The 19,713-nt window shown below is 61.4% G+C and carries 20 protein-coding genes and 1 pseudogene; 5 read left to right on the top strand and 16 right to left on the bottom strand.

Annotated elements, in window-relative coordinates:
* Positions 1 to 8: 8 nt before the first annotated feature.
* The 4 genes from HX803_RS10560 to exbB form a co-directional block, all read right to left on the bottom strand.
* On the bottom strand, positions 9 to 929 hold the full coding sequence (locus HX803_RS10560; protein WP_178920360.1) for a hydrogen peroxide-inducible genes activator: 921 nt from the start codon (positions 927 to 929) through the stop codon (positions 9 to 11).
* A 153-nt stretch (positions 930 to 1,082) separates the two neighbouring features.
* Positions 1,083 to 1,832 (bottom strand): energy transducer TonB, encoded by a 750-nt coding sequence (locus HX803_RS10555; protein ID WP_178920358.1) that lies wholly within the window; start codon positions 1,830 to 1,832, stop codon positions 1,083 to 1,085.
* A complete protein-coding gene (exbD, locus tag HX803_RS10550; protein ID WP_003195519.1) occupies positions 1,829 to 2,254 on the bottom strand; it encodes a TonB system transport protein ExbD in 426 nt (141 codons plus the stop codon). The genes HX803_RS10555 and exbD overlap by 4 nt, the downstream gene beginning before the upstream one ends.
* A gap of 6 nt (positions 2,255 to 2,260) precedes the next feature.
* Complete coding sequence (exbB, locus tag HX803_RS10545; RefSeq protein ID WP_178920356.1) at positions 2,261 to 3,241, bottom strand: tonB-system energizer ExbB; 981 nt, start codon at positions 3,239 to 3,241, stop codon at positions 2,261 to 2,263.
* A gap of 188 nt (positions 3,242 to 3,429) precedes the next feature.
* Between exbB and HX803_RS10540 the strand changes: the two genes are divergently transcribed.
* On the top strand, positions 3,430 to 4,281 hold the full coding sequence (locus HX803_RS10540) for an SDR family oxidoreductase (RefSeq protein ID WP_178920354.1): 852 nt from the start codon (positions 3,430 to 3,432) through the stop codon (positions 4,279 to 4,281).
* Positions 4,282 to 4,407: 126 nt separating this feature from the next.
* Here the strand turns inward: HX803_RS10540 and HX803_RS10535 are convergent, their stop codons facing one another.
* The 6 genes from HX803_RS10535 to HX803_RS10510 all read right to left on the bottom strand — a co-directional run bounded on the left by HX803_RS10535 (position 4,408) and on the right by HX803_RS10510 (position 9,705).
* The gene (locus tag HX803_RS10535) at positions 4,408 to 5,151 is read right to left on the bottom strand and encodes a hypothetical protein (RefSeq protein ID WP_178920351.1); all 744 of its coding nucleotides are present in this window, start codon (positions 5,149 to 5,151) and stop codon (positions 4,408 to 4,410) included.
* Positions 5,152 to 5,207: 56 nt separating this feature from the next.
* Entirely contained in the window at positions 5,208 to 5,588 is a 381-nt protein-coding gene (locus HX803_RS10530; RefSeq protein WP_003176922.1) for a RidA family protein, read from the bottom strand.
* A gap of 25 nt (positions 5,589 to 5,613) precedes the next feature.
* Positions 5,614 to 7,719 (bottom strand): bifunctional GTP diphosphokinase/guanosine-3',5'-bis pyrophosphate 3'-pyrophosphohydrolase, encoded by a 2,106-nt coding sequence (gene spoT / locus HX803_RS10525; protein ID WP_178920349.1) that lies wholly within the window; start codon positions 7,717 to 7,719, stop codon positions 5,614 to 5,616.
* Positions 7,720 to 7,779: 60 nt separating this feature from the next.
* Positions 7,780 to 8,043: a DNA-directed RNA polymerase subunit omega gene (rpoZ, locus tag HX803_RS10520; protein ID WP_003176920.1), complete on the bottom strand. Its 264-nt coding sequence runs from the start codon at positions 8,041 to 8,043 to the stop codon at positions 7,780 to 7,782.
* A gap of 167 nt (positions 8,044 to 8,210) precedes the next feature.
* On the bottom strand, positions 8,211 to 8,831 hold the full coding sequence (gene gmk / locus HX803_RS10515; RefSeq protein ID WP_178920347.1) for a guanylate kinase: 621 nt from the start codon (positions 8,829 to 8,831) through the stop codon (positions 8,211 to 8,213).
* Between the two features lie 10 nt (positions 8,832 to 8,841).
* A complete protein-coding gene (locus HX803_RS10510) occupies positions 8,842 to 9,705 on the bottom strand; it encodes a YicC/YloC family endoribonuclease (protein ID WP_178920345.1) in 864 nt (287 codons plus the stop codon).
* A gap of 184 nt (positions 9,706 to 9,889) precedes the next feature.
* Between HX803_RS10510 and rph the strand changes: the two genes are divergently transcribed.
* Positions 9,890 to 10,612 (top strand): ribonuclease PH, encoded by a 723-nt coding sequence (gene rph, locus HX803_RS10505; RefSeq protein WP_016975928.1) that lies wholly within the window; start codon positions 9,890 to 9,892, stop codon positions 10,610 to 10,612.
* A 26-nt stretch (positions 10,613 to 10,638) separates the two neighbouring features.
* Positions 10,639 to 11,007, top strand: a complete 369-nt coding sequence (locus tag HX803_RS10500) for a DUF4870 domain-containing protein (RefSeq protein ID WP_178920343.1) — start codon at positions 10,639 to 10,641, stop codon at positions 11,005 to 11,007.
* A 58-nt stretch (positions 11,008 to 11,065) separates the two neighbouring features.
* On the opposite strand, the gene HX803_RS10495 is transcribed toward HX803_RS10500, so the two are convergent.
* Complete coding sequence (locus tag HX803_RS10495; protein WP_003195493.1) at positions 11,066 to 11,845, bottom strand: exodeoxyribonuclease III; 780 nt, start codon at positions 11,843 to 11,845, stop codon at positions 11,066 to 11,068.
* Positions 11,846 to 11,927: 82 nt separating this feature from the next.
* Here HX803_RS10495 and pyrE point away from each other — a divergent pair, with 82 nt between their 5' ends.
* Positions 11,928 to 12,572 (top strand): orotate phosphoribosyltransferase, encoded by a 645-nt coding sequence (pyrE, locus tag HX803_RS10490; protein WP_176994456.1) that lies wholly within the window; start codon positions 11,928 to 11,930, stop codon positions 12,570 to 12,572.
* 173 nt (positions 12,573 to 12,745) lie between these two features.
* On the opposite strand, the gene argB is transcribed toward pyrE, so the two are convergent.
* From argB to coaBC, 4 genes and pseudogenes are all read right to left on the bottom strand, one after another.
* Positions 12,746 to 13,651: an acetylglutamate kinase gene (gene argB / locus HX803_RS10485; protein ID WP_178920341.1), complete on the bottom strand. Its 906-nt coding sequence runs from the start codon at positions 13,649 to 13,651 to the stop codon at positions 12,746 to 12,748.
* Positions 13,652 to 13,670: 19 nt separating this feature from the next.
* Positions 13,671 to 15,092: pseudogene (locus tag HX803_RS10480) on the bottom strand (phosphomannomutase/phosphoglucomutase); the annotation flags it as partial.
* A gap of 239 nt (positions 15,093 to 15,331) precedes the next feature.
* Positions 15,332 to 15,787, bottom strand: coding sequence for a dUTP diphosphatase (gene dut / locus HX803_RS10475; protein ID WP_178920337.1), 456 nt, complete (start codon positions 15,785 to 15,787; stop codon positions 15,332 to 15,334).
* A 5-nt stretch (positions 15,788 to 15,792) separates the two neighbouring features.
* The gene (gene coaBC, locus HX803_RS10470) at positions 15,793 to 17,001 is read right to left on the bottom strand and encodes a bifunctional phosphopantothenoylcysteine decarboxylase/phosphopantothenate--cysteine ligase CoaBC (RefSeq protein ID WP_016970585.1); all 1,209 of its coding nucleotides are present in this window, start codon (positions 16,999 to 17,001) and stop codon (positions 15,793 to 15,795) included.
* Positions 17,002 to 17,144: 143 nt separating this feature from the next.
* Here coaBC and radC point away from each other — a divergent pair, with 143 nt between their 5' ends.
* The gene (radC, locus tag HX803_RS10465; protein ID WP_178920335.1) at positions 17,145 to 17,819 is read left to right on the top strand and encodes a DNA repair protein RadC; all 675 of its coding nucleotides are present in this window, start codon (positions 17,145 to 17,147) and stop codon (positions 17,817 to 17,819) included.
* A 74-nt stretch (positions 17,820 to 17,893) separates the two neighbouring features.
* Here the strand turns inward: radC and HX803_RS10460 are convergent, their stop codons facing one another.
* Positions 17,894 to 19,486: an ABC transporter substrate-binding protein gene (locus tag HX803_RS10460; RefSeq protein ID WP_178920333.1), complete on the bottom strand. Its 1,593-nt coding sequence runs from the start codon at positions 19,484 to 19,486 to the stop codon at positions 17,894 to 17,896.
* Between the last annotated feature and the right edge of the window lie 227 nt (positions 19,487 to 19,713).

The raw sequence follows: 19,713 nt of genomic DNA, 5'->3' as shown, positions 1-19,713 counted from the left end.
ACGGCTAATCAGCCCGCAACAGGCGGCTTGGCCACCGAGCAGAGGCGGATCGAGTCGGCCAGGATCTCAATGGCCTTTGGCCGTGGGAAGCTCGCGCGCCAGGCGATCGCCACGGTACGGAACGGCACCGGTGGCGTGAGCGGGCGCACTTCGATCACGCCGGGGGCGTAGTGATGGCTGTCCACGGCCGACAGCGGCAGGATCGAAATGCCCAGGCCGGAGGCGACCATATGGCGGATGGTTTCCAGGGAGCTGGATTCCACGGTGGTGTGCTTGGCGCCGTCGTTGCCCTTGGTCAGGGTCGGGCAGGCTTCCAGTACCTGGTCGCGGAAGCAGTGGCCTTCACCCAGCAGCAGCAGGCTCTTGTCGTTGAGCAGGCCGGCGTCGATGGTGTCTTTTTGCGTCCACGGGTGGGTGGCCGGCATCAGCACGTAGAACGGCTCATCGTAGAGCGGCAGCGTGAGCACGTCCGCTTCGTTGAACGGCAGGGCGATGATGATCGCGTCCAGCTCGCCGTTGCGCAGTTTGTCGCGCAGTACGTGGGTGAAGTTTTCTTCGATGTACAGCGGCATCTGCGGCGCAACGCGGTGCAGTTGCGGGATCAGGTGCGGGAACAGGTACGGGCCGACGGTGTAGATGGCGCCGACTTTGAGCGGTGCTGTCAGCTGGTTTTTGCCGGCCTGGGCCAGTTCGCGAATGCTTTGGGCTTGCTCCAGGACCTTCTGGGCCTGGGCAACGATGCCTTCGCCCACCGGAGTCAGGCGCACGGCGCTCTTGCTGCGCTCGAAAATCAGCACACCGAGTTCGTCTTCAAGCTTTTTCACACCCACCGACAGCGTCGGCTGGCTGACATGGCAACGCTCGGCCGCGTGGCCGAAGTGCTGCTCTTGGGCGAGGGTCACGATGTAGCGTAATTCTGTAAGAGTCATAGCGAGCGTCCATGAGGTTGCGGGCCAAGCATACCGGCTGCAATCGATAGACGCACGTTATCAGAACTTTGGTGGGGATTGAGCGGGGAATAGGGAGGATTTTGCTGATGCAGTAAATCAATGTAGGAGCTGGCAAGCCAGCTCCTACAGGTGTTAGCGGCGGCGTTTCTCGATGTTGTAAACGAACGGCGCAACAATTTCGATGCTGCCGCCTTTCAACATGTCAGCCGGTGGCTTGGGCAGTGGCTGGGCATCACGGATCATGGCCAGGGTCGCACGGTCCAGGTCGGAGTTGCCGGAGCGGCCCACCAACTCGAAGGACAGCACATTGCCTTCGCCATCCACCACAAAGCGCAGACGGTTCATGCCTTCCTTGCCACGCTGCAAGGCGCCTGGCGGGTACTTCTTGTACTTCTGCAGGTGAGCCAGCAGGGTGCCTTCCCAGGACGCCTTGGCCGCGATCTGCTGAGGCGACGGGCCGGGAGCCGGTTGGGCCGATTTTTCAGCGGGCGCGTTGGTCGGTGGCGTTTCGCTCGGCGGCTCCTCGGAGGGTTTCTCCTTGGGCGGCTCGGGCTTTTTCTCCACGGGCTTGGGCGGTTGCGGCTTGGGTTTTGGCTTGACCGGCTTGGGCACCTGGATCGTTGGCTTGGGCGCCTCGGCCAACTTCGGCAGGGGCAGCTCTTCCACCGGTGCAGGCGGCTGCGGCGGCGTGATCACCTTGGGCGGAGCCGGAGGTGGCGGAGCTGGCATCGGTGCCAGGTCGATGACCATGGCCGCCGGCGGCAACTGCACCTGATGCGGCGCAGACCATTGGAGCGCGATGATGATCGCGACGGCATGCACGCCCAGCACGACGGCGAGGCTGGTGCCATACCGCGTCAGTTTGTGGCGCGTCGTGATCATTTCTTGGCTGCCGTCTCAAGTCCGACCAGGCCGACCTTGAGGTAGCCGGCTGCCCGCAGGGCATCCATCACGCTCATCAGGTCACCGTAGTCCACGCCCTTGTCGGCCTGGAAGAAGATGGTCGTGTCTTTCTTGCCTTGGGTCTTGGCGTCGAGCACCGGGCCCAGGGTTTCCGCTTTGACTTCTTCTTCGCCCAGGAACAGGCGCTGGTCGGCCTTCACGCTGAGGAAAATCGGTTTTTCCGGCCGCGGCGCAGGCTTGGCGCTGGACGCAGGCAGGTCGACCTTGATGTCCACGGTCGCCAGGGGGGCTGCCACCATGAAGATGATCAGCAGCACCAGCATCACGTCGATGAACGGCGTGACGTTGATTTCGTGGTTCTCGACGAGTTCGTCGTCGCCTTGATTCAAATGCAGGCCCATGGCCGATTACCCCACTTTCACCATGTGCGGTTGCGAGCTGCGCTCGGTAGGCAGGTGGTCGAGGTCACGGCTGACCAGCAGCAGCACTTCTGCCGACGCGTCCGACACCTGGGCCTTGTAGCCGGCGATGGAGCGGGCGAAGACGTTGTAGATCACCACGGCAGGAATCGCGGCAACCAGGCCCAGGGCCGTGGCCAGGAGGGCTTCGGCGATGCCAGGGGCAACGACGGCGAGGTTGGTGGTCTGGGTCTTGGCGATGCCGATGAAGCTGTTCATGATGCCCCACACGGTGCCGAACAGGCCCACGAAGGGAGCGGTGGAGCCGATGGTTGCCAGCACGCCGGTGCCGCTGCTCATGTTGCGACCGCAGGCAGCGACCAGGCGCTCCAGGCGGAAGCTGACGCGTTCCTTGATGCCTTCTTTTTCGCGGGTGTTGGCCGACAGGCGCATTTCTTCCAGCGCGTCGTGGACCAGCAGGTTGGCCAGGGTGCCCTTCTTGGTCGCGGTTTCGCTCGCTTCCTTGAGGGTGGTGGCCTTTTTCAGGTGGACGATTTCAGTGCGCAGGCGGCGTTTGGCGCCCAGCAGCTCAAAGCCTTTGGCGATCCAGATGGTCCAGGTGATGATCGAGGCGATGGCCAGGCCGATCATCACGGCTTTCACCACGACGTCTGCGTTCTGGTACATGCCCCATGGGGACAGGTCGTGGGCCATGCCCAGGGAGTTGTCTTCTTCCAGCACGACGCCGGAGTCGTCGGCTGGGGCAGGGGCTGCAGCCTGGGCCGGGTCGGTGGCCGCAGGTGCCGCGCCAGGCGCTGCCGGGGTGGCTGCGTTGTGCTCGGCAGCAGCCGGAGCGGCTGGGGCAGTGGCGTCAGCGAATGCGGCGGTCGGCGCCAGCATTACGCTGAACAGCAACGCAGCAATCGCGCGCCAGGCGCGGGATGGGCTGTGAGGCTTGGTTGGCGAAGCGGGGTTTGTATTACGTGTCATGCTGGCCGGACCTGAGAGAAAAAATGAGTGATCGTCCTGCCAGACCCGTGGGGGTCGAGGACAAATGGGTGGTTATTATTGCAAGTAATTCTTGTTAACAAAAGTAATACAGTTACTTAATTTGTCCTTTTACTGGCCGCTGGTCATCTCCGGCGGCTAATCTGCGCCTTTAGTCATGGAGTTTTGTAATGTCTGCGCCTTCTGTTGTGATTGCCGGTTGCGGTGATGTGGGTAGTCGGCTGGCTAGCCAGTTGCTCGCCTCTGGATGGGAGGTCCATGGCCTGCGCCGCGATATTTCGCGGCTTCCACAGGGGGTGATCGGCATCGCTGGTGACCTGTTCAACAAAGACTGCCCCGACACTTGGCCGATCGGTGGCGTGGATTATCTGGTGTATTGCGCGGCGGCGACCGATCACGATGAAGCCGGCTATCGCGCTGCTTATGTGCAAGGTTTGCAGCATGTGTTGGAGTGGCTGCAGGACTACGGTCAGGCGCCGAAACACCTGCTGTTTGTATCCAGCAGCAGTGTGTATGGGCAGCAGAATGGCGAGTGGGTCGACGAAACGTCCGACACCCAGGCGCAGGGGTATTCCGGAAAGGTCATGCTTGAAGCCGAGCAAGTGGCGCTCAGCAGCGGCATCCCCGCGAGCATCGTGCGCCTGACGGGCATTTACGGCCCGGGCCGTGAGTGGCTGCTGACCCAGGTGCGCCAGGGCTACCGCGTGGCCATCGATCCGCCTTTGTATGGCAACCGCATCCATGCAGATGACGCGGCGGGCTTGCTGGCGTTTTTGTTGCGGCACGTGGAGCAGGGCGGCGCGTTGGATAAGGTCTACATTGGCGTCGACGATGCGCCGGCACCGTTGGCCGAGGTGGTGGGTTGGTTGCGTGAGTACTTGGGCGTGACCGAATGGGCGGACGACGCGAGCGTGCGGCGTGCGGGGAGCAAGCAGTGCAGTAATGCACGGGTCAAGGCGTTGGGCTGGAAACCGACGTATCCAACGTATCGCGAAGGCTATGCCGCGATTCTCAAAGGCTGAAACGCGGTAAAAAATCTGGGAGCTGGCTTGCCTGCGATAGCGGTGTGTCAGTCACATCTGCATTGGATGTGACACCGTCATCCCAGGCAAGCCAGCTCCCACATTCAGATCTATGTGATGCCGTGCTTACTGTTTTTCCAGCAGCCATTGGCGAGGGCCTGGGGTGAACTGCGGTACTTCATCCGCCTGCGCAGTGTTTACCGCCTGGAAGATTTCCAGTTGCTTGCCCTTGCGCGCAAAGATCCACGGGTTGCCCTTGCCGTTCAGTTGCAGCCAGATGCTGTCGTAACCGCCGCTCATGGAGGCGCAGTCGCCCGCCAGGCACAGCGAATACTGGTCGACGCCCGGCAGGCCAGCCACTTGGCCATTGGCCTGGAACTGTACGGTGGCGCCGTCACCGTTGCCGTCCTTGATCTTCCAATCCCCGCCCATGTAGGCCGCATACAGTGCGCGTTCGAAGTTGGCGCCCAGCGGCGCGCCTTCCGGGGCAGGGTCTTTGGCACGGGCGAACAGCTGCTCAGGCTCGTTATCATTGGCCACTTGCAGCAGTTGCTTGCCTTTGCGTTTGAGTTCGGTGGCTGTGCTGCCGTAGAAGTCCACGCTCCAGGCGCCGGATTTCTCACCGAGCAACTTGCCTTCGGCTACTTCAAAACCGTTGTAGTAGCGTGCCTGCGAAGCCTTGGTGTTCACTTCCCATTCAAGGTTGGGGCCATAGGTTTGCAGGGCTTCACGCAAAGGGCCGCCCTTGGCTGCCGCATCGATGGCGACCTGGTTGATCCAGGTGCCGCTCACATCCAGGTCGGCGGGGTTGCTGGCACAGCCGCCGAGCAACAGGGCGAGCAACGATGAGGCTACAAGCGCTTTGCGCATTACGAAATCCTTCTGAAACAAAGTCGGCGCAGCCTTTGGGGGCTGCGCCGGGTGTTTTACTCGATGACCAGAATCGCGTCCATCTCAACCTGTGCGCCCTTTGGCAGGGCGGCAACGCCGATGGCGGCACGGGCTGGGTAGGGTTGTTCGAAGTACTTGCCCATGATCTCGTTGACCTTGGCGAAGTGGCTCAGGTCGGTGAGGAAGATGTTCAGTTTGACGATGTCCTTGAACGAACCGCCAGCGGCTTCGGCAACGGACTTGAGGTTCTCGAAGACCTGTACGGTCTGGGCTTCGAAGCCTTCCACCAGTTCCATGGTCTTCGGGTCCAGCGGGATCTGGCCGGACATGTAGACGGTGTTGCCCGCCTTGATTGCCTGGGAGTAGGTGCCGATGGCGGCCGGGGCCTTGTCGCTGGTGATAACGGTCTTGGTCATGTGTGACTCCTTGTAATGAAGTGGGTTAGGCACGCATGCGGGTGATGCGGATGACCCCGGTCAAGGCGCGCAGTTTCTTGATCACGCGGGCCAGGTGCACGCGGTCGTGGACGCTGACCACCAACTGGACCACGCTGATGCGGCCATCGCGCTCGTCCATGCTGATTTTCTCGATATTGCCGTCGGCCGCGTTGACGCTGCTGGCCAGCAGCGCGATCAGGCCGCGCTGGTGTTCCAGCTCCACCCGCAGCTCGACGTTGAATTCGCCGGTGACATCCTTGGCCCACGAGAGCTGGATGCATTTTTCCGGGTTGTGGCGGATTTCGGTGATGTTGCGGCAGTTGTCCAGGTGCACCACCATGCCTTTGCCCGCCGACAGGTGACCGACAATCGGGTCGCCCGGGATCGGCGTGCAGCACTTGGCGTAGCTGAGCACCAGGCCCTCGGTGCCGCGAATCGCCAGCGGGCCTTCGGGGCTTGGCAACTGTTCGCCTTCGCCGAGCAGGCGACGGGCGACCACGTAGGCCATGCGGTTGCCCAGGCCGATATCTTCCAGCAGGTCCTCGATGGTTTCCTGACGATATTCGTGGAGCATCGCTTGGACGCGCTCGGCCGGGATCTTGTCCAGGGCGCTGTCGAAGCCGTTGAGCACCTTGTTCAGCAAGCGCTCGCCGAGGCTGATGGACTCGGAGCGGCGCTGCAGTTTCAGGGCGTGGCGGATGTGGGTGCGCGCCTTGCCGGTGACCACGAAGTTCAACCAGGCCGGGTTCGGGCGTGCGCCCGGTGCGCTGACGATCTCGACCGTGGAGCCGCTTTGCAGCGGTTCGGACAGCGGCGCGAGACGACGATTGATCCGACAGGCAATGCAGCTGTTGCCCACGTCGGTGTGCACCGCATAAGCGAAGTCGACCGCCGTGGAGCCTTTGGGCAGCTCCATGATCCGGCCTTTGGGCGTGAACACGTAGACCTCGTCCGGGAACAGGTCGATCTTCACACTTTCGATAAATTCGAGGGAGTTGCCGGCACGTTGCTGCATTTCCAGCACGCCCTTGACCCACTGGCGGGCACGGGCATGGGTGCCTTTTGGCTGCTCGTCACCGCTGGATTTGTACAGCCAATGGGCGGCGATGCCGTTGTTGGCCATCTCTTCCATTTCGCGGGTGCGGATCTGGATCTCGATCGGCACGCCATGCATACCGAACAGCGTGGTATGCAACGATTGATAGCCGTTGGCTTTGGGGATCGCGATGTAGTCCTTGAAGCGCCCCGGCAGGGGTTTGTACAAATTATGTACAGCGCCCAGCACACGGTAGCAGGTGTCGACCTTGTCGACGATGATCCGGAACGCGTACACGTCCATGATCTCGTTGAAGGCCCGGCGCTTGCCGCGCATCTTTTTATAGATGCCGTAGATGTGTTTCTGCCGGCCGCTGACCTCGCCCTCGATCTCGTCGATCGCCAGGCAATGGCTCAGGGACTCTTCGATCTTGTTGACGATTTCCTTGCGGTTGCCCCGGGCGCGCTTGACCGCCTGGTAGATGCGCGCTGAACGCATCGGGTGCATGGCCTTGAAGCCGAGGTCTTCGAATTCGATGCGAATGGCGTGCATGCCCAGCCGGTTGGCAATGGGCGCGTAGATTTCCAGGGTTTCCTTGGCGATGCGCCGGCGTTTTTCGCCAGACAGCACTTCCAGCGTGCGCATGTTGTGCAGCCGGTCGGCCAGCTTGACCAGAATTACCCGGATATCGCGGGCCATGGCCATGGCCATCTTCTGGAAGTTTTCCGCCTGGGCTTCGGCCTTGGTCTCGAAGTTCATCTGGGTCAGTTTGCTGACCCCGTCGACCAGTTCGGCCACGGTTTCGCCAAACTGCGCGCTGAGCGCTTCCTTGGCGATGCCGGTGTCTTCGATCACGTCATGCAGCATCGCGGCCATCAGGCTCTGATGGTCCATGTGCATCTCGGCAAGAATGTTTGCCACCGCAAGAGGATGGGTGACATACGCCTCGCCGCTGCGGCGGCGTTGGCCGTCGTGGGCTTGTTCGGCGTAGAAATACGCTCGGCGGACCAGGTTGACCTGGTCTGGGCCGAGGTAGGTCGATAAGCGATCGGCGAGGGCGTCTATGCTCGGCAAAGTGTTAACTCCTGCCGTTGGCTGTGACCCCGCGCCGTGCTACGTCGACCAGGCATAGGCTTAGACGGCCTCGTTGGACTCGTCCTCGAACGCTGCAAACAGCGGTTCGTCTTCAACGATTTCAGCGTTGGCGATGAACTCGTAGCTCATCAGGCCTTCAGCGATTTCACGCAGGGCTACAACGGTAGGCTTGTCGTTTTCCCACTGGACCAGGGGCTCTTTGCCGCCAGTGGCCAGTTGACGGGCACGCTTGGTAGAGAGCATGACCAGCTCAAAGCGGTTATCCACGTGTTCTAGGCAGTCTTCAACGGTTACGCGGGCCATGGTATTCCTCGGAGCGAATGCAAGATGCGCGCTGCCCGGTTGGGCGAGCGGACTGAGCAGTTTAAAAAATCACCAGCGTTTAGGGAAGCGCTGATTTTTCGCGAGCCTTCGTAAAACCGCTGCAAGCACCAATGTAAAGCCCTTGCAGCCATTTTGGGAAGAGCCAATCAACCGAGCAGTTCGGCCAGCAATTTGCCGAAACGCTGCTGTTGGCGCTTTTGCTGGAGCTGATTGGTGCGGAAAATCGCCCTCAAATCCTCCAGCGCGTGGGAAAAGTCGTCGTTAATGATCAGGTAGTCGTAGTCGACGTAGTGGCTCATTTCGCTGACGGCCTCACGCATGCGGCCTTCGATGATCTCGTCGCTGTCCTGGCCACGGTTGGTCAGGCGCTGGTGCAAGGCTTCCAGGGACGGCGGCAGGATGAAGATCGAACGCGCCTTGGGCATCAGCTGACGTACCTGCTCGGCACCCTGCCAGTCGATTTCCAAGATCAGGTCGTGGCCTTCGTCCAGGGTCTGCTGCAGGTGACTTTGTGAGGTGCCGTAGAGGTTGCCGAACACTTCGGCGCGCTCCAGGAAGTCGCCGTGCTCGATCATCTTCACGAACTCGGTGCGCTCGACGAAGTGATAGTGCACGCCGTTCACCTCACCCGGGCGCATGGCGCGGGTGGTGTGGGAGACCGAGATGCGGATCTGCTCGTCGGCGTCGGTCAGGGCCTTGACCAGGCTGCTCTTGCCCGCGCCCGAGGGGGCGGAAATGATGTAAAGGGTGCCGGTGCTGTGGGTCATGGAAGTTGCCTTACTCAATATTCTGTACTTGTTCGCGCATCTGCTCGATCAACACCTTGAGGTTGACCGCAGCTGTGGTGCTGCGCGGATCGAAAGCCTTGGAGCCCAGTGTATTGGCTTCGCGGTTGAGTTCCTGCATCAGGAAGTCCAGGCGCCGACCGGCGGCACCCGCCGACTTGAGCACGCGGCGCACTTCAAGGATATGGGTACTCAGGCGGTCGAGCTCCTCGGCCACGTCGCTTTTTTGTGCGAGCAGCACCATTTCCTGCTCCAGACGCGTCGGATCGAGGTCGGCCTTCATGTCGGCGAAACGGTCGAGGACCTTCTGGCGCTGGGTGGCGAGCATCTGCGGCACCAGTTCGCGCAGGGTGACCACGTCTTCTTCGATGGCGGTCAGGCGCTCGCTGATCAGGCGGGCCAGTTCGGCGCCTTCGCGCTCGCGACCGGCCTTCAGCTCCTTCAAACCTTGAGTGAACAGGGCGAGGGCTTCGGCGTTGAGGGCCTGTGGGTCGGTGGCGTCGGCCACCAGCACGCCAGGCCAGGCCAGCACTTCCAAAGGGTTCAGCGCGGCGGGCTGCTTGATCAGGCCGGCGATGGTTTCGGCGGCGGCGACCAGTTGCGCGGCACGGTCGCGGTCGACCTGCAGCGGCTTGCCGGTGGTTTCCTCGGTAAAGCGCAGGGTGCATTCCAGCTTGCCGCGGGAAATGCCCTGGCGCAGAGCCTCGCGCACGGCGCCTTCGAGGTCGCGGAACGATTCCGGCAGGCGCAGGTGCGGCTCCAGGTAGCGGCTGTTGACCGAGCGCAGTTCCCAGCTCAGGGTGCCTTGGGCGCCGGCTTTTTCGACGCGGGCGAAGGCGGTCATGCTGTGCACCATGGAGGTACCTCGCGTTGCAGCCCGCAAACACGGGCTGATGGTTAAGAAGGCGCAGGATTGTAGCGCAGTGGGGCGGACGCGCCCAAACTCGACCATTGGTAACCGAATTTTTTAGCAGTGCCCCGAAGCGGTTCACGGCTCTATAATGCTCGGCAGTTTTTCGTCCTCAGTACAGGTATCCCCTATGAAACGTCCAAGTGGTCGCGCTGCCGATCAGCTCCGCTCGATCCGCATCACCCGCAACTACACCAAACACGCCGAGGGTTCTGTACTGGTCGAGTTTGGCGATACCAAGGTTATCTGCACCGTCAGCGTCGAAAATGGCGTGCCACGTTTCCTCAAGGGGCAGGGCCAGGGCTGGTTGACCGCCGAATACGGCATGCTGCCGCGCGCCACCGGCGAGCGTAACCAGCGTGAAGCCAGCCGTGGCAAGCAAGGCGGCCGTACCCTGGAAATCCAGCGCCTGATCGGCCGCTCCCTGCGCGCAGCCCTGGACATGTCCAAGCTGGGCGACGTGACCCTGTACGTCGACTGCGATGTGATCCAGGCTGACGGCGGCACTCGCACTGCATCCATCACCGGCGCCATGGTGGCGTTGGTCGATGCGCTCAAAGTGATCAAGAAGCGCGGCGGCCTGAAGGGCGGCGACCCGCTCAAGCAAATGATCGCTGCCGTTTCGGTGGGCATGTACCAGGGCGAGCCTGTACTGGACCTGGATTACCTGGAGGACTCGGCGGCCGAGACCGACCTGAACGTGGTCATGACCAGCACCGGTGGTTTCATCGAAGTGCAGGGCACTGCCGAAGGCGCGCCATTCCAGCCGGCTGAGCTGAATGCCATGCTCGCGCTGGCCCAGAAAGGCATGACCGAGATCTTCGAACTGCAAAACGCCGCACTGGCTGACTGAGCCGGTCGGCCTCAAGGAGAAACGCCATGAATGACAGCCAACTGCCGCAACCCTCGCTTTCCTACGAAGTGCGTCAAAGTGCGATGTTGTGTCATCTCGCGGCGTTTCTGGGGTTTGTGTTCCCCTTCGGCAGTGTCGTGGGGCCGCTGATCCTGTGGCAGATGAAGAAGGAAGTCAGCCCGTTCATCGATGATCAGGGCAAGGAAGCGCTGAATTTCCAGATTACCGTGGCCATCGCCTGGATCGTGTGCATCGTGCTGGCCTTTGCGGTGATCGGGTTCTTCCTGATGACGGCCCTGGCCATCGCCAGCGTAGTGCTGACGATCATTGGCGCGATCAAGGCCAATAAGGGGATCGCCTATCGCTACCCCTTGACCTGGCGACTGGTCAAATAATGAACGCCCACAAAAAAACCGACAGCAATGTCGGTTTTTTTGTGCCTGGAAAAAGACCTCAGATGGTCAGTGTCCAGTCGTAGTCCACGATCAGCGGCGCGTGCTGCGAGAAGCGCGGCTGACGCGGCAAGCGCGCACTGCGAACGAACCGGCGCAGACCTGGGGTCAGCAACTGGTAGTCGAAACGCCAGCCCAGGTTGAGCATCTCGGCCTGTTCGTTATCCGGCCACCAGCTGTACTGGTCGCCCTCTCGGCTGACTTCACGCAGGGCATCCACGTAGCCCATGTTGCCGACAATCTCGTCCATCCAGGCACGTTCCGGCGCCAGGAAACCCGGGGATTGCTGGCTGTCGCGCCAGTTCTTGATATCCAGCTTTTGTTGCGCCACGTACAGCGAGCCACAGTAAATGTACTCGCGACGTTTGCGCCGCTGTTTATCCAAGTAACGGGCGAAGTCGTCCATTAGCTTGAACTTCTGGTTCAAGTCTTCATCGCCGTTCTGCCCCGAAGGGAGCAGCAAGGTCGCGATGCTGACCTTGTCGAAATCGGCTTGCAGGTAGCGCCCGTAGCGGTCGGCTGTCTCGAAGCCGAGGCCGCTGATGACCGCCTTGGGTTGCAACCGCGAGTACAAAGCCACGCCACCTTGGGTGGGCACTTCGGCATCGCAGGCATAAAGGAAGTAGCCATCCAGTTGGAAGGCTGGGTCGTCCAGTTCAAAGGCGGAGGCGCGGGTGTCCTGCAGGCAGATGACGTCGGCATTCTGTGCTTGCAGCCAACTGAGCAAACCACGCTCGACTGCAGCCTGAATACCATTGACGTTCACACTGATGATCCGCATAAATGGCCCCAAAAATCGCGTGCGTGTATGATACACGCCGTCTACCTAATTAGCTAAATCCGTGGTATCTGAGGCTTTTTTCATGCAGGCGTATCAACGCGATTTCATTCGTTTTGCCATCGATCGCGGCGTTTTACGCTTCGGCGAGTTCACCCTCAAGTCCGGGCGCACCAGCCCGTATTTCTTCAATGCTGGCTTGTTCAACTCGGGTTCGGCCCTGGCCCAGCTGGGTCGTTTCTATGCGGCCGCCATCGTTGAAAGCGGTATTCCGTTCGACGTGCTGTTCGGCCCGGCCTACAAGGGTATCCCCCTGGCGGCGGCGACTGCCGTGGCGTTGGCCGAGCATCATGGCCAGGACCTGCCTTGGTGCTTCAACCGCAAAGAAGCCAAGGCTCACGGCGAAGGCGGAAGCCTGGTCGGCGCTCCGCTCAAGGGCGAAGTGCTGATTATCGACGACGTGATCACCGCTGGCACCGCTATCCGTGAAGTGATGCAGATCATCGCTTCCCAGGAAGGCGCCAAGGCCGCCGGCGTACTGATCGCGCTGAATCGCCAGGAGCGTGGCAACGGCGAATTGTCGGCGATCCAGGAAGTGGAGCGCGACTTCGGCATTCCGGTGGTGAGCATCGTGTCGTTGAACCAGGTACTGCAGTTCCTGGAAGATGATCCGCAGCTCAAGCAGCATCTGCCTGCTGTTCGCGCCTACCGCGAGCAATTTGGCGTCTGACCCAAATCATCCCCATGTGGGAGCGGGCTTGCCCGCGATAGCGGCGTATCAGGCGACGGAATTGTTGAATGTGCCGCCGTCATCGCAGGCAAGCCAGCTCCCACATTTGGACCGAGTACAAATAAAAAAGCCCCGCTCAATTTGATTGAGCGGGGCTTTTTTATGTGCGGCAGTTAAGGACGCTTGCGATTACTGATCAGCGTACCCATGCCGGTATCCGTGAAGATCTCCAGCAGCACCGCATTCGGCACCCGGCCATCGATGATCAGCGAGCTGCCCACGCCGCCTTGCACCGCTTCCAGTGCGCAACGGATCTTCGGCAGCATGCCGCCGTAGATGGTGCCGTCGGCGATCAGGTCGTCGACTTGCTGGGTGGTCAGGCCGGTCAACACCTTGCCTTCCTTGTCCATCAGGCCGGCGATGTTGGTCAGCAGCATCAGCTTTTCGGCTTTCAGCGCTTCGGCCACCTTGCCGGCCACGAGGTCGGCGTTGATGTTGTAGGACTCACCGTTGGCACCCACGCCGATTGGCGCGATCACCGGGATGAAATCACCCTTGACCAGCAGGTTCAGCAGGTCGGTGTTTACGCCAACCACTTCGCCCACTTGGCCGATGTCGATGATTTCCGGCTGGGTCATTTCCGGCGTCTGGCGGGTTACCGTCAGTTTTTTCGCACGGATCAGCTCCGCATCCTTGCCGGTCAGGCCGATGGCGCTGCCGCCATGGCGGTTGATCAAGTTGACGATGTCCTTGTTGACCTGGCCGCCGAGGACCATCTCCACCACGTCCATGGTCTGCGCATCCGTGACGCGCATGCCATCGATGAAGTGGCTCTCGATCGACAAGCGCTTGAGCAGGTCGCCGATTTGCGGGCCGCCACCGTGAACCACCACCGGGTTGATTCCCACGGCTTTCATCAACACGATGTCGCGGGCAAAGCCGGTTTTCAGCTCGTCGCTTTCCATGGCATTGCCGCCGTACTTGATCACCAGCGTCTTGCCGACATAGCGTCGGATGTAAGGCAACGCTTCGGACAAGACCTTGGCAGTGTTGGCAGCGGCTTCGCGTTCGAGGGTCATTCAGGGCTCCGGTAAAAAATCAGAACGGTAATTGGAGATCAGGGGCAACACGTTTCAACTGGGCGTGGAACACGTCCTTGATGCGCTGCAACTCAGCCTCGGTATCCGCCTCGAAACGCAGGACCAGCACCGGTGTGGTGTTGGACGCGCGAACCAGGCCCCAGCCTTTGGCGTAATCGACTCGCACACCATCAATGGTGGTCAGGTTGGCGCCTTCGCCCCATTGCGCATCGTGCAGTGCGTCAATGATGCTGAATTTGCTCTCTTCGGTCACATGGATATTGATCTCTGGCGTAGAAATATCATTCGGGAAGGTCTGAAACAGCTCCTGCGCCGTGGATTTTTCCTTGCTGAGGATCTCCAGCAGACGGGCGGCGCTGTAAATACCGTCGTCAAAGCCGAACCAGCGCTCCTTGAAAAACACGTGGCCGCTCATTTCACCGGCCAGCAGGGCGCCGGTTTCCTTCATTTTCTTTTTGATCAACGAGTGGCCGGTCTTCCACATTAGTGGGCGCCCGCCGTATTCCTTGATCAGCGGCGTCAGGCGGCGGGTGCACTTCACGTCGAAGATGATCTCGGCGTTGGCGTTGCGCGCCACCACATCGCGGGCGAACAGCATCAGCAGGCGGTCGGCGAACACGTTTTCGCCGGTATTGGTCACCACACCCACGCGGTCGCCGTCACCGTCGAAGGCCAGGCCGACATCGGCCCCGGTTTCCTTGACCTTGGCGATCAGGTCCACCAGGTTCTCAGGCTTGCCTGGGTCCGGGTGATGGTTGGGGAAGTTGCCGTCGACCTCGCAAAACAGCGGGATCACTTCGCAGTTCAGGGCTTCGAGCAGCTGTGGGGCGATCACGCCGGCCGCGCCATTGCCGCAATCCACCACCACTTTCAGGCGGCGTGCGAGTTTGACGTCACGGGTGATTTCATCAGAGTAGCGTTGCAGGATGTCGACTTTGGTGATGCTGCCCTTGCCGCTGGTCAGGTCGTTGGTCTTCAGGCGGTTGTGCAGGGCCTGAATCTGTTCGTTGGCGAGGGTGTCGCCAGCGATGACGATCTTGAAGCCGTTGTAGTCCGATGGGTTATGGCTGCCCGTGAGCATCACGCCGGATTTGCCAGCCAGTACATTGGCGGCGTAGTACAGCGCGGGTGTTGGCACCAGGCCGACGTCGCTGACGTGGCAGCCGCTGTCGGCAAGGCCCTGGATCAGTTGCTCGACCAGTTCCGGGCCGGACAGGCGGCCGTCACGGCCTACCGAGACGTTGGGCTCATCCTGGGCCAGGCTCTGGGCGCCGATGGCACGGCCAATCCAGTAGGCGGTTTCGGCAGTCAGGGTCTTGGGCACTACGCCACGAATGTCATAGGCGCGAAAGATGCTGTCGGGAAAAGTCGGGGCTACTCGGGCTGCGGTACTCATCGCGGGGGGAAACTCCATCTGAAGGGGGCAAAGCTGGCCTGAATGTGGCTGACCGGCGGGCTCAAACTGAAGGGTATGACGGCGTTTTCGGCAGAGAGTTCGTGGTGCAAAAATGCCATCGGCGCTCGCGCTCCGTGCTTTTTTGCGTGTAATGCATTGATTTCAATGACGAAATCTCGCTGATAAGGTGCGCGCATTCTTCATCCTGGAAAGCCATGCGGTGGCATCGGGCCGGGGAGGGCGCCCGGCCTGATTCAGCTTAGTCAGTGGCTGCCGGAATGCCCAAAACCACCTGCGCCGCGTTGTGTTTCAACAAATTCCTCAACCAGCTCGAAGTGCGCCTGTACCACCGGTACCAGCACCAGCTGGGCGATGCGTTCACCGACAACGATGTTGAACGCGGTCTGGCCACGGTTCCAGCACGACACCATCAGTTCGCCCTGGTAATCGGAGTCGATCAGCCCCACGAGGTTGCCCAGCACGATGCCATGTTTGTGGCCCAGGCCGGAGCGCGGCAGGATCAGCGCCGCCAGACCGGGGTCGCCGACGTAGATCGACAGGCCGGTCGGAATCAGGACGGTCTGGCCCGGTTCAAGGACAGTGTCCTCTTTGAGCATGGCGCGCAGGTCCAGGCCGGCAGAGCCCGGTGTGGCGTAGGCCGGCAGTGGGAAGTCGGTACCGATGCGTGGGTCGAGAATCTTGGCTTGCAAAGCGTGCATGTGAATTAAACCTGGTTCAGCCGTTGGGCGATAAAAGAGATCAGTTGGCGGGCAATCTTGCCCTTGCTGGTCTGGGCGAAAAGGGTGGCGTGCAGGTCGCGGTCGATCACGCTGCAGGCGTTTTCCTCGCTGTTGAAGCCGATGCTCGGGTTGGCGACATCATTGGCAACGATCAGATCGAGGTTTTTGTCTTTCAATTTACGTGCGGCGTAGTCCAGCAGGTGTTCGGTCTCGGCGGCGAAGCCGACACTGAACGGACGGTCCGGACGGGTGGCGATGGTGGCCAGGATGTCCGGGTTGCGCACCATTTGCAGGAGCAGGCCGTCGCCGCTCGTAGGGTCTTTCTTGAGCTTTTGCGGGGCGACGACTTCCGGGCGGTAGTCTGCAACCGCTGCCGAGGCGATGAACAGGTCGCAGGGAATGGCCGCTTCGCAGGCCGCCAGCATATCGCGGGCGCTGACTACGTCGATTCGCGTGACGCGATCAGGGGTCGGTAAATGCACCGGCCCCGTGATGAGGGTGACGCGCGCGCCTGCCTCAACCGCCGCTTCGGCCAAGGCAAAGCCCATTTTTCCTGAGCTATGGTTGGTGATGTAGCGCACCGGGTCGATGTTTTCCTGGGTCGGGCCGGCGGTGATCAGTACGTGCTTGCCGGTCAGGGCCAAGTGTTGGAAGCACTCGGCGGCGCACAGCGCCAGGTCGGTGGCTTCGAGCATGCGGCCCATGCCGACGTCGCCACAGGCCTGGCTGCCGGAGGCCGGGCCGAACACCTTGAGGCCACGGCTTTGCAGGAGTTGGGTGTTGGCCTGGGTCGCCGGGTCGCGCCACATGGCCTGGTTCATGGCCGGGGCGATGGCGACGGTGGCGTCGGTGGCCAGCACCAGGGTGGTCAGCAGGTCATCGGCGATGCCCTGGGCCAGGCGGGCGATCAGGTCGGCGGTGGCCGGGGCGATCAGCACCAGGTCAGCCCATTTGGCCAGTTCGATATGGCCCATGGCGGCTTCGGCTGCCGGGTCGAGCAGGTCGAGGTGCACCGGGTGGCCGGAGAGGGCCTGCATGGTCAATGGGGTGATGAACTCGCTGCCACCACGGGTCATGACCACGCGCACTTCGGCGCCTTGGTCCAGGAGCCTGCGAACCAGCTCTGCGCTCTTGTAGGCGGCGATGCCGCCGCCGACGCCGAGAACGATGCGTTTCCGATACAGACGCTGCATTGGTTTGCCTTTCCAGTTCAGTGATGCCAGTTCAGTGACGCCTGCGACGCCCCCTCCCCAGGGGAAATCGCAGGCAAAAAAGAGGGCTTAAGATAACACAGCGTCTGCCTGGCAACAGCGGCGCACGTACACACGGAGGTGGGATGAGTATTCGCGATTGGCCCTTGGCGGAGCGACCACGGGAGAAGCTTTTGGAGGGGGGCGCGGCGAGTCTGTCCGACGCCGAGTTGTTGGCGATCTTCCTGCGCACCGGCGTTTCCGGCCGTAGTGCGGTGGATCTGGCACGCCACTTGTTGGCGCAGTTCGGTGGCCTGTGCCCACTGCTTGAGGCCAGTCAGGCGCTGTTCAGTCAGCATCTAGGCTTGGGGCCGGCGAAGTTTGCCCAGTTGCAGGCGGTGCTCGAAATGTCCCGGCGCCATATGGCAGAGAAACTGCGCAGCGATTCGGTACTGGAGAGCCCGCTGGCGGTGCGCAGTTACCTCAAGGCGCTGTTGCGGCATGAACCCCACGAGACGTTTGGTTGCCTGTTTCTGGACTCGAAGCACCGGGTGCTGGGGTTCGAGGCGTTGTTTCAGGGCACCATCGACTCTGCGGTCGTTTACCCCCGACAGGTGGTCAAGCGTGCCCTGGCCTACAACGCGGCGGCGCTGATCCTGTGTCACAACCATCCTTCCGGGAATGCCGAACCGAGTGCGGCTGATCGAAAAATGACCAAGTTGCTGCAGAAGGCCTTGGAGGTGGTGGACGTGCGCGTGCTGGATCACATCATCGTGGGTGATGGCGACCCGCTGTCGATGGCTGAGTACGGATGGCTGTAGGCGCCGGCTTGCCGGCGATAGCATCAATGAAACGGGACGCCATCGCCGGCAAGCCGGCTCCTACACGGGCGGGGTCAGGGTTTCAGGCTGACGTTGGAGAAGTCCTGTCGGCCGAATGGGCTGACCTTGTACCCCTCGACATTCTTGCGGGTCAGCGCGAATGCCGTCGGGTGAGCCAGTGGCAGCCAGAGTGCCTGCTGCTGGATCTGCGCCTGGGCCTGCTGGTACAGCTTGCTGCGCACGCCTTGTTCGCTGGTGGTCTTGCCCGCGCTGATCAGCTTGTCCAGGGCCGGGTCGCAGTAACGGGCGAAGTTGGTGCCGGACTTCACTGCCGCGCAAGAGAATTGCGGCGTGAGGAAGTTGTCCGGGTCGCCGTTGTCGCCGGCCCAGCCCATGAACAGCAAGTCATGCTCGCCGGCCTTGGCGCGGCGGATCAGCTCGCCCCATTCGATCACGCGGATCTCTGCCTGGATACCGACCTTGGCCAGGTCAGCCTGCAGCAGTTGTGCGCCGAGGTTCGGGTTGGGGTTCAGCAGGCTGCCGGTGGGGCGGGTCCAGATTGTGGTCTTGAAACCGTCCTTGAGGCCAGCCCGGTTCAGCAGGGCCTTGGCCTTGGCGAGGTCCTGTGGATAACCCGGCAAGTCCTTGGCATAGCTCCAAGTGTTGGGCGGGTAGGGTCCGTTGGCGGCTTCGGCGGTGCCTTCGAACACGGCCTTGAGGTAACTGCCCTTGTCGAACGCCAGGTTGATGGCCTGGCGCACTTCCGGCTTGTCCAGGGGCGGGTGCTGGCTGTTGATGGCGACAAACGCCGTCATGAACGCTGCGGTTTTTTCCACCTTCAACGCTGAGTCTTTCGCGGCTTCACCCACGTCCAGGGGCTTGGGCGACAGCGCGATCTGGCATTCATCACGATGGAGTTTCTGCAGGCGCACATTGGCATCCGGCGTGATCGCGAAAATCAAGTTATCCACAGCCGGTTTGCCGGCGAAGTAGTCCGGATTGGCTTTGTAGCGCACCACGGCGTCTTTCTGGAACCGAACGAACACGAACGGGCCGGTGCCGATCGGCTGGCTGTTGAGCTTCTCGGGGGTGCCGGCCTTGAGCAGCTTGTCAGCGTATTCGGCCGGGTAGATCGACGCAAAGCCCATGCTCAGGGCGGCGAGGAAGGTGGAGTCAGCATGGTCCAGGGTGAAGCGCACGGTCAGCGGGTCGAGCGCGTCGATTTTTTTGACCAGTGTTGGCAATTGCAGGGATTGTGCGTGTGGGAATCCGCTCTGGGCGATCTGATGCCATGGGTTGGCCGGGTCGAGCATGCGCTCGAAGCTGAAGCGCACGTCTTCGGCAGTCAGGGTGCGGCTAGGGGTGAAATACTCGGTGCGGTGGAATTTCACGTCCGGGTGCAGCTTGAAGGTATAGGTCAGGCCATCGGGCGAGACTTCCCAGCTGTCCGCCAGGCTAGGCACCAGCTTGCCGCTGGCCTCGTCGTAGTCCACCAGGCGGTTCATCAGCACGTCGGCCGAGGCGTTGGTGGTGGTCAGCGAGTTGTATTGCACCACGTCAAACCCTTCGGGGCTGGCCTCGGTACACACACTCAGGTTGGTGGCCGCCTGGGCCAGTGGCGCCATAAAGAGAGGGGCAAGCAATAGCGGTAGGGCAGCGAAGCGCATATTCGGTTTCCTTTGCAGATCGAAGGCCCATCTGCGAGTGCAGTCTGGAAAAAGACTACCGTAGTGGTCTGATTGGCAAATGACTAGCCCATTTTTGCCTGTGCTTTTCGCCAAAATACTGTTTTGATGACGCCTCAGCGCGTTTCGCTCTTCACTTTTCGGTGCGGGCGTGCGCTGTCAATCATTCTGTGCGACGAGCGGTCGGCTATTACAGCGGCCCCTCCTGG

It is taken from the genome of Pseudomonas sp. P7548 (assembly GCF_013386585.1).
Lineage (GTDB): Bacteria > Pseudomonadota > Gammaproteobacteria > Pseudomonadales > Pseudomonadaceae > Aquipseudomonas.
Note: the sequence above shows the minus strand (reverse complement) of the source record. Positions and strands in the feature narration are given on the sequence as shown.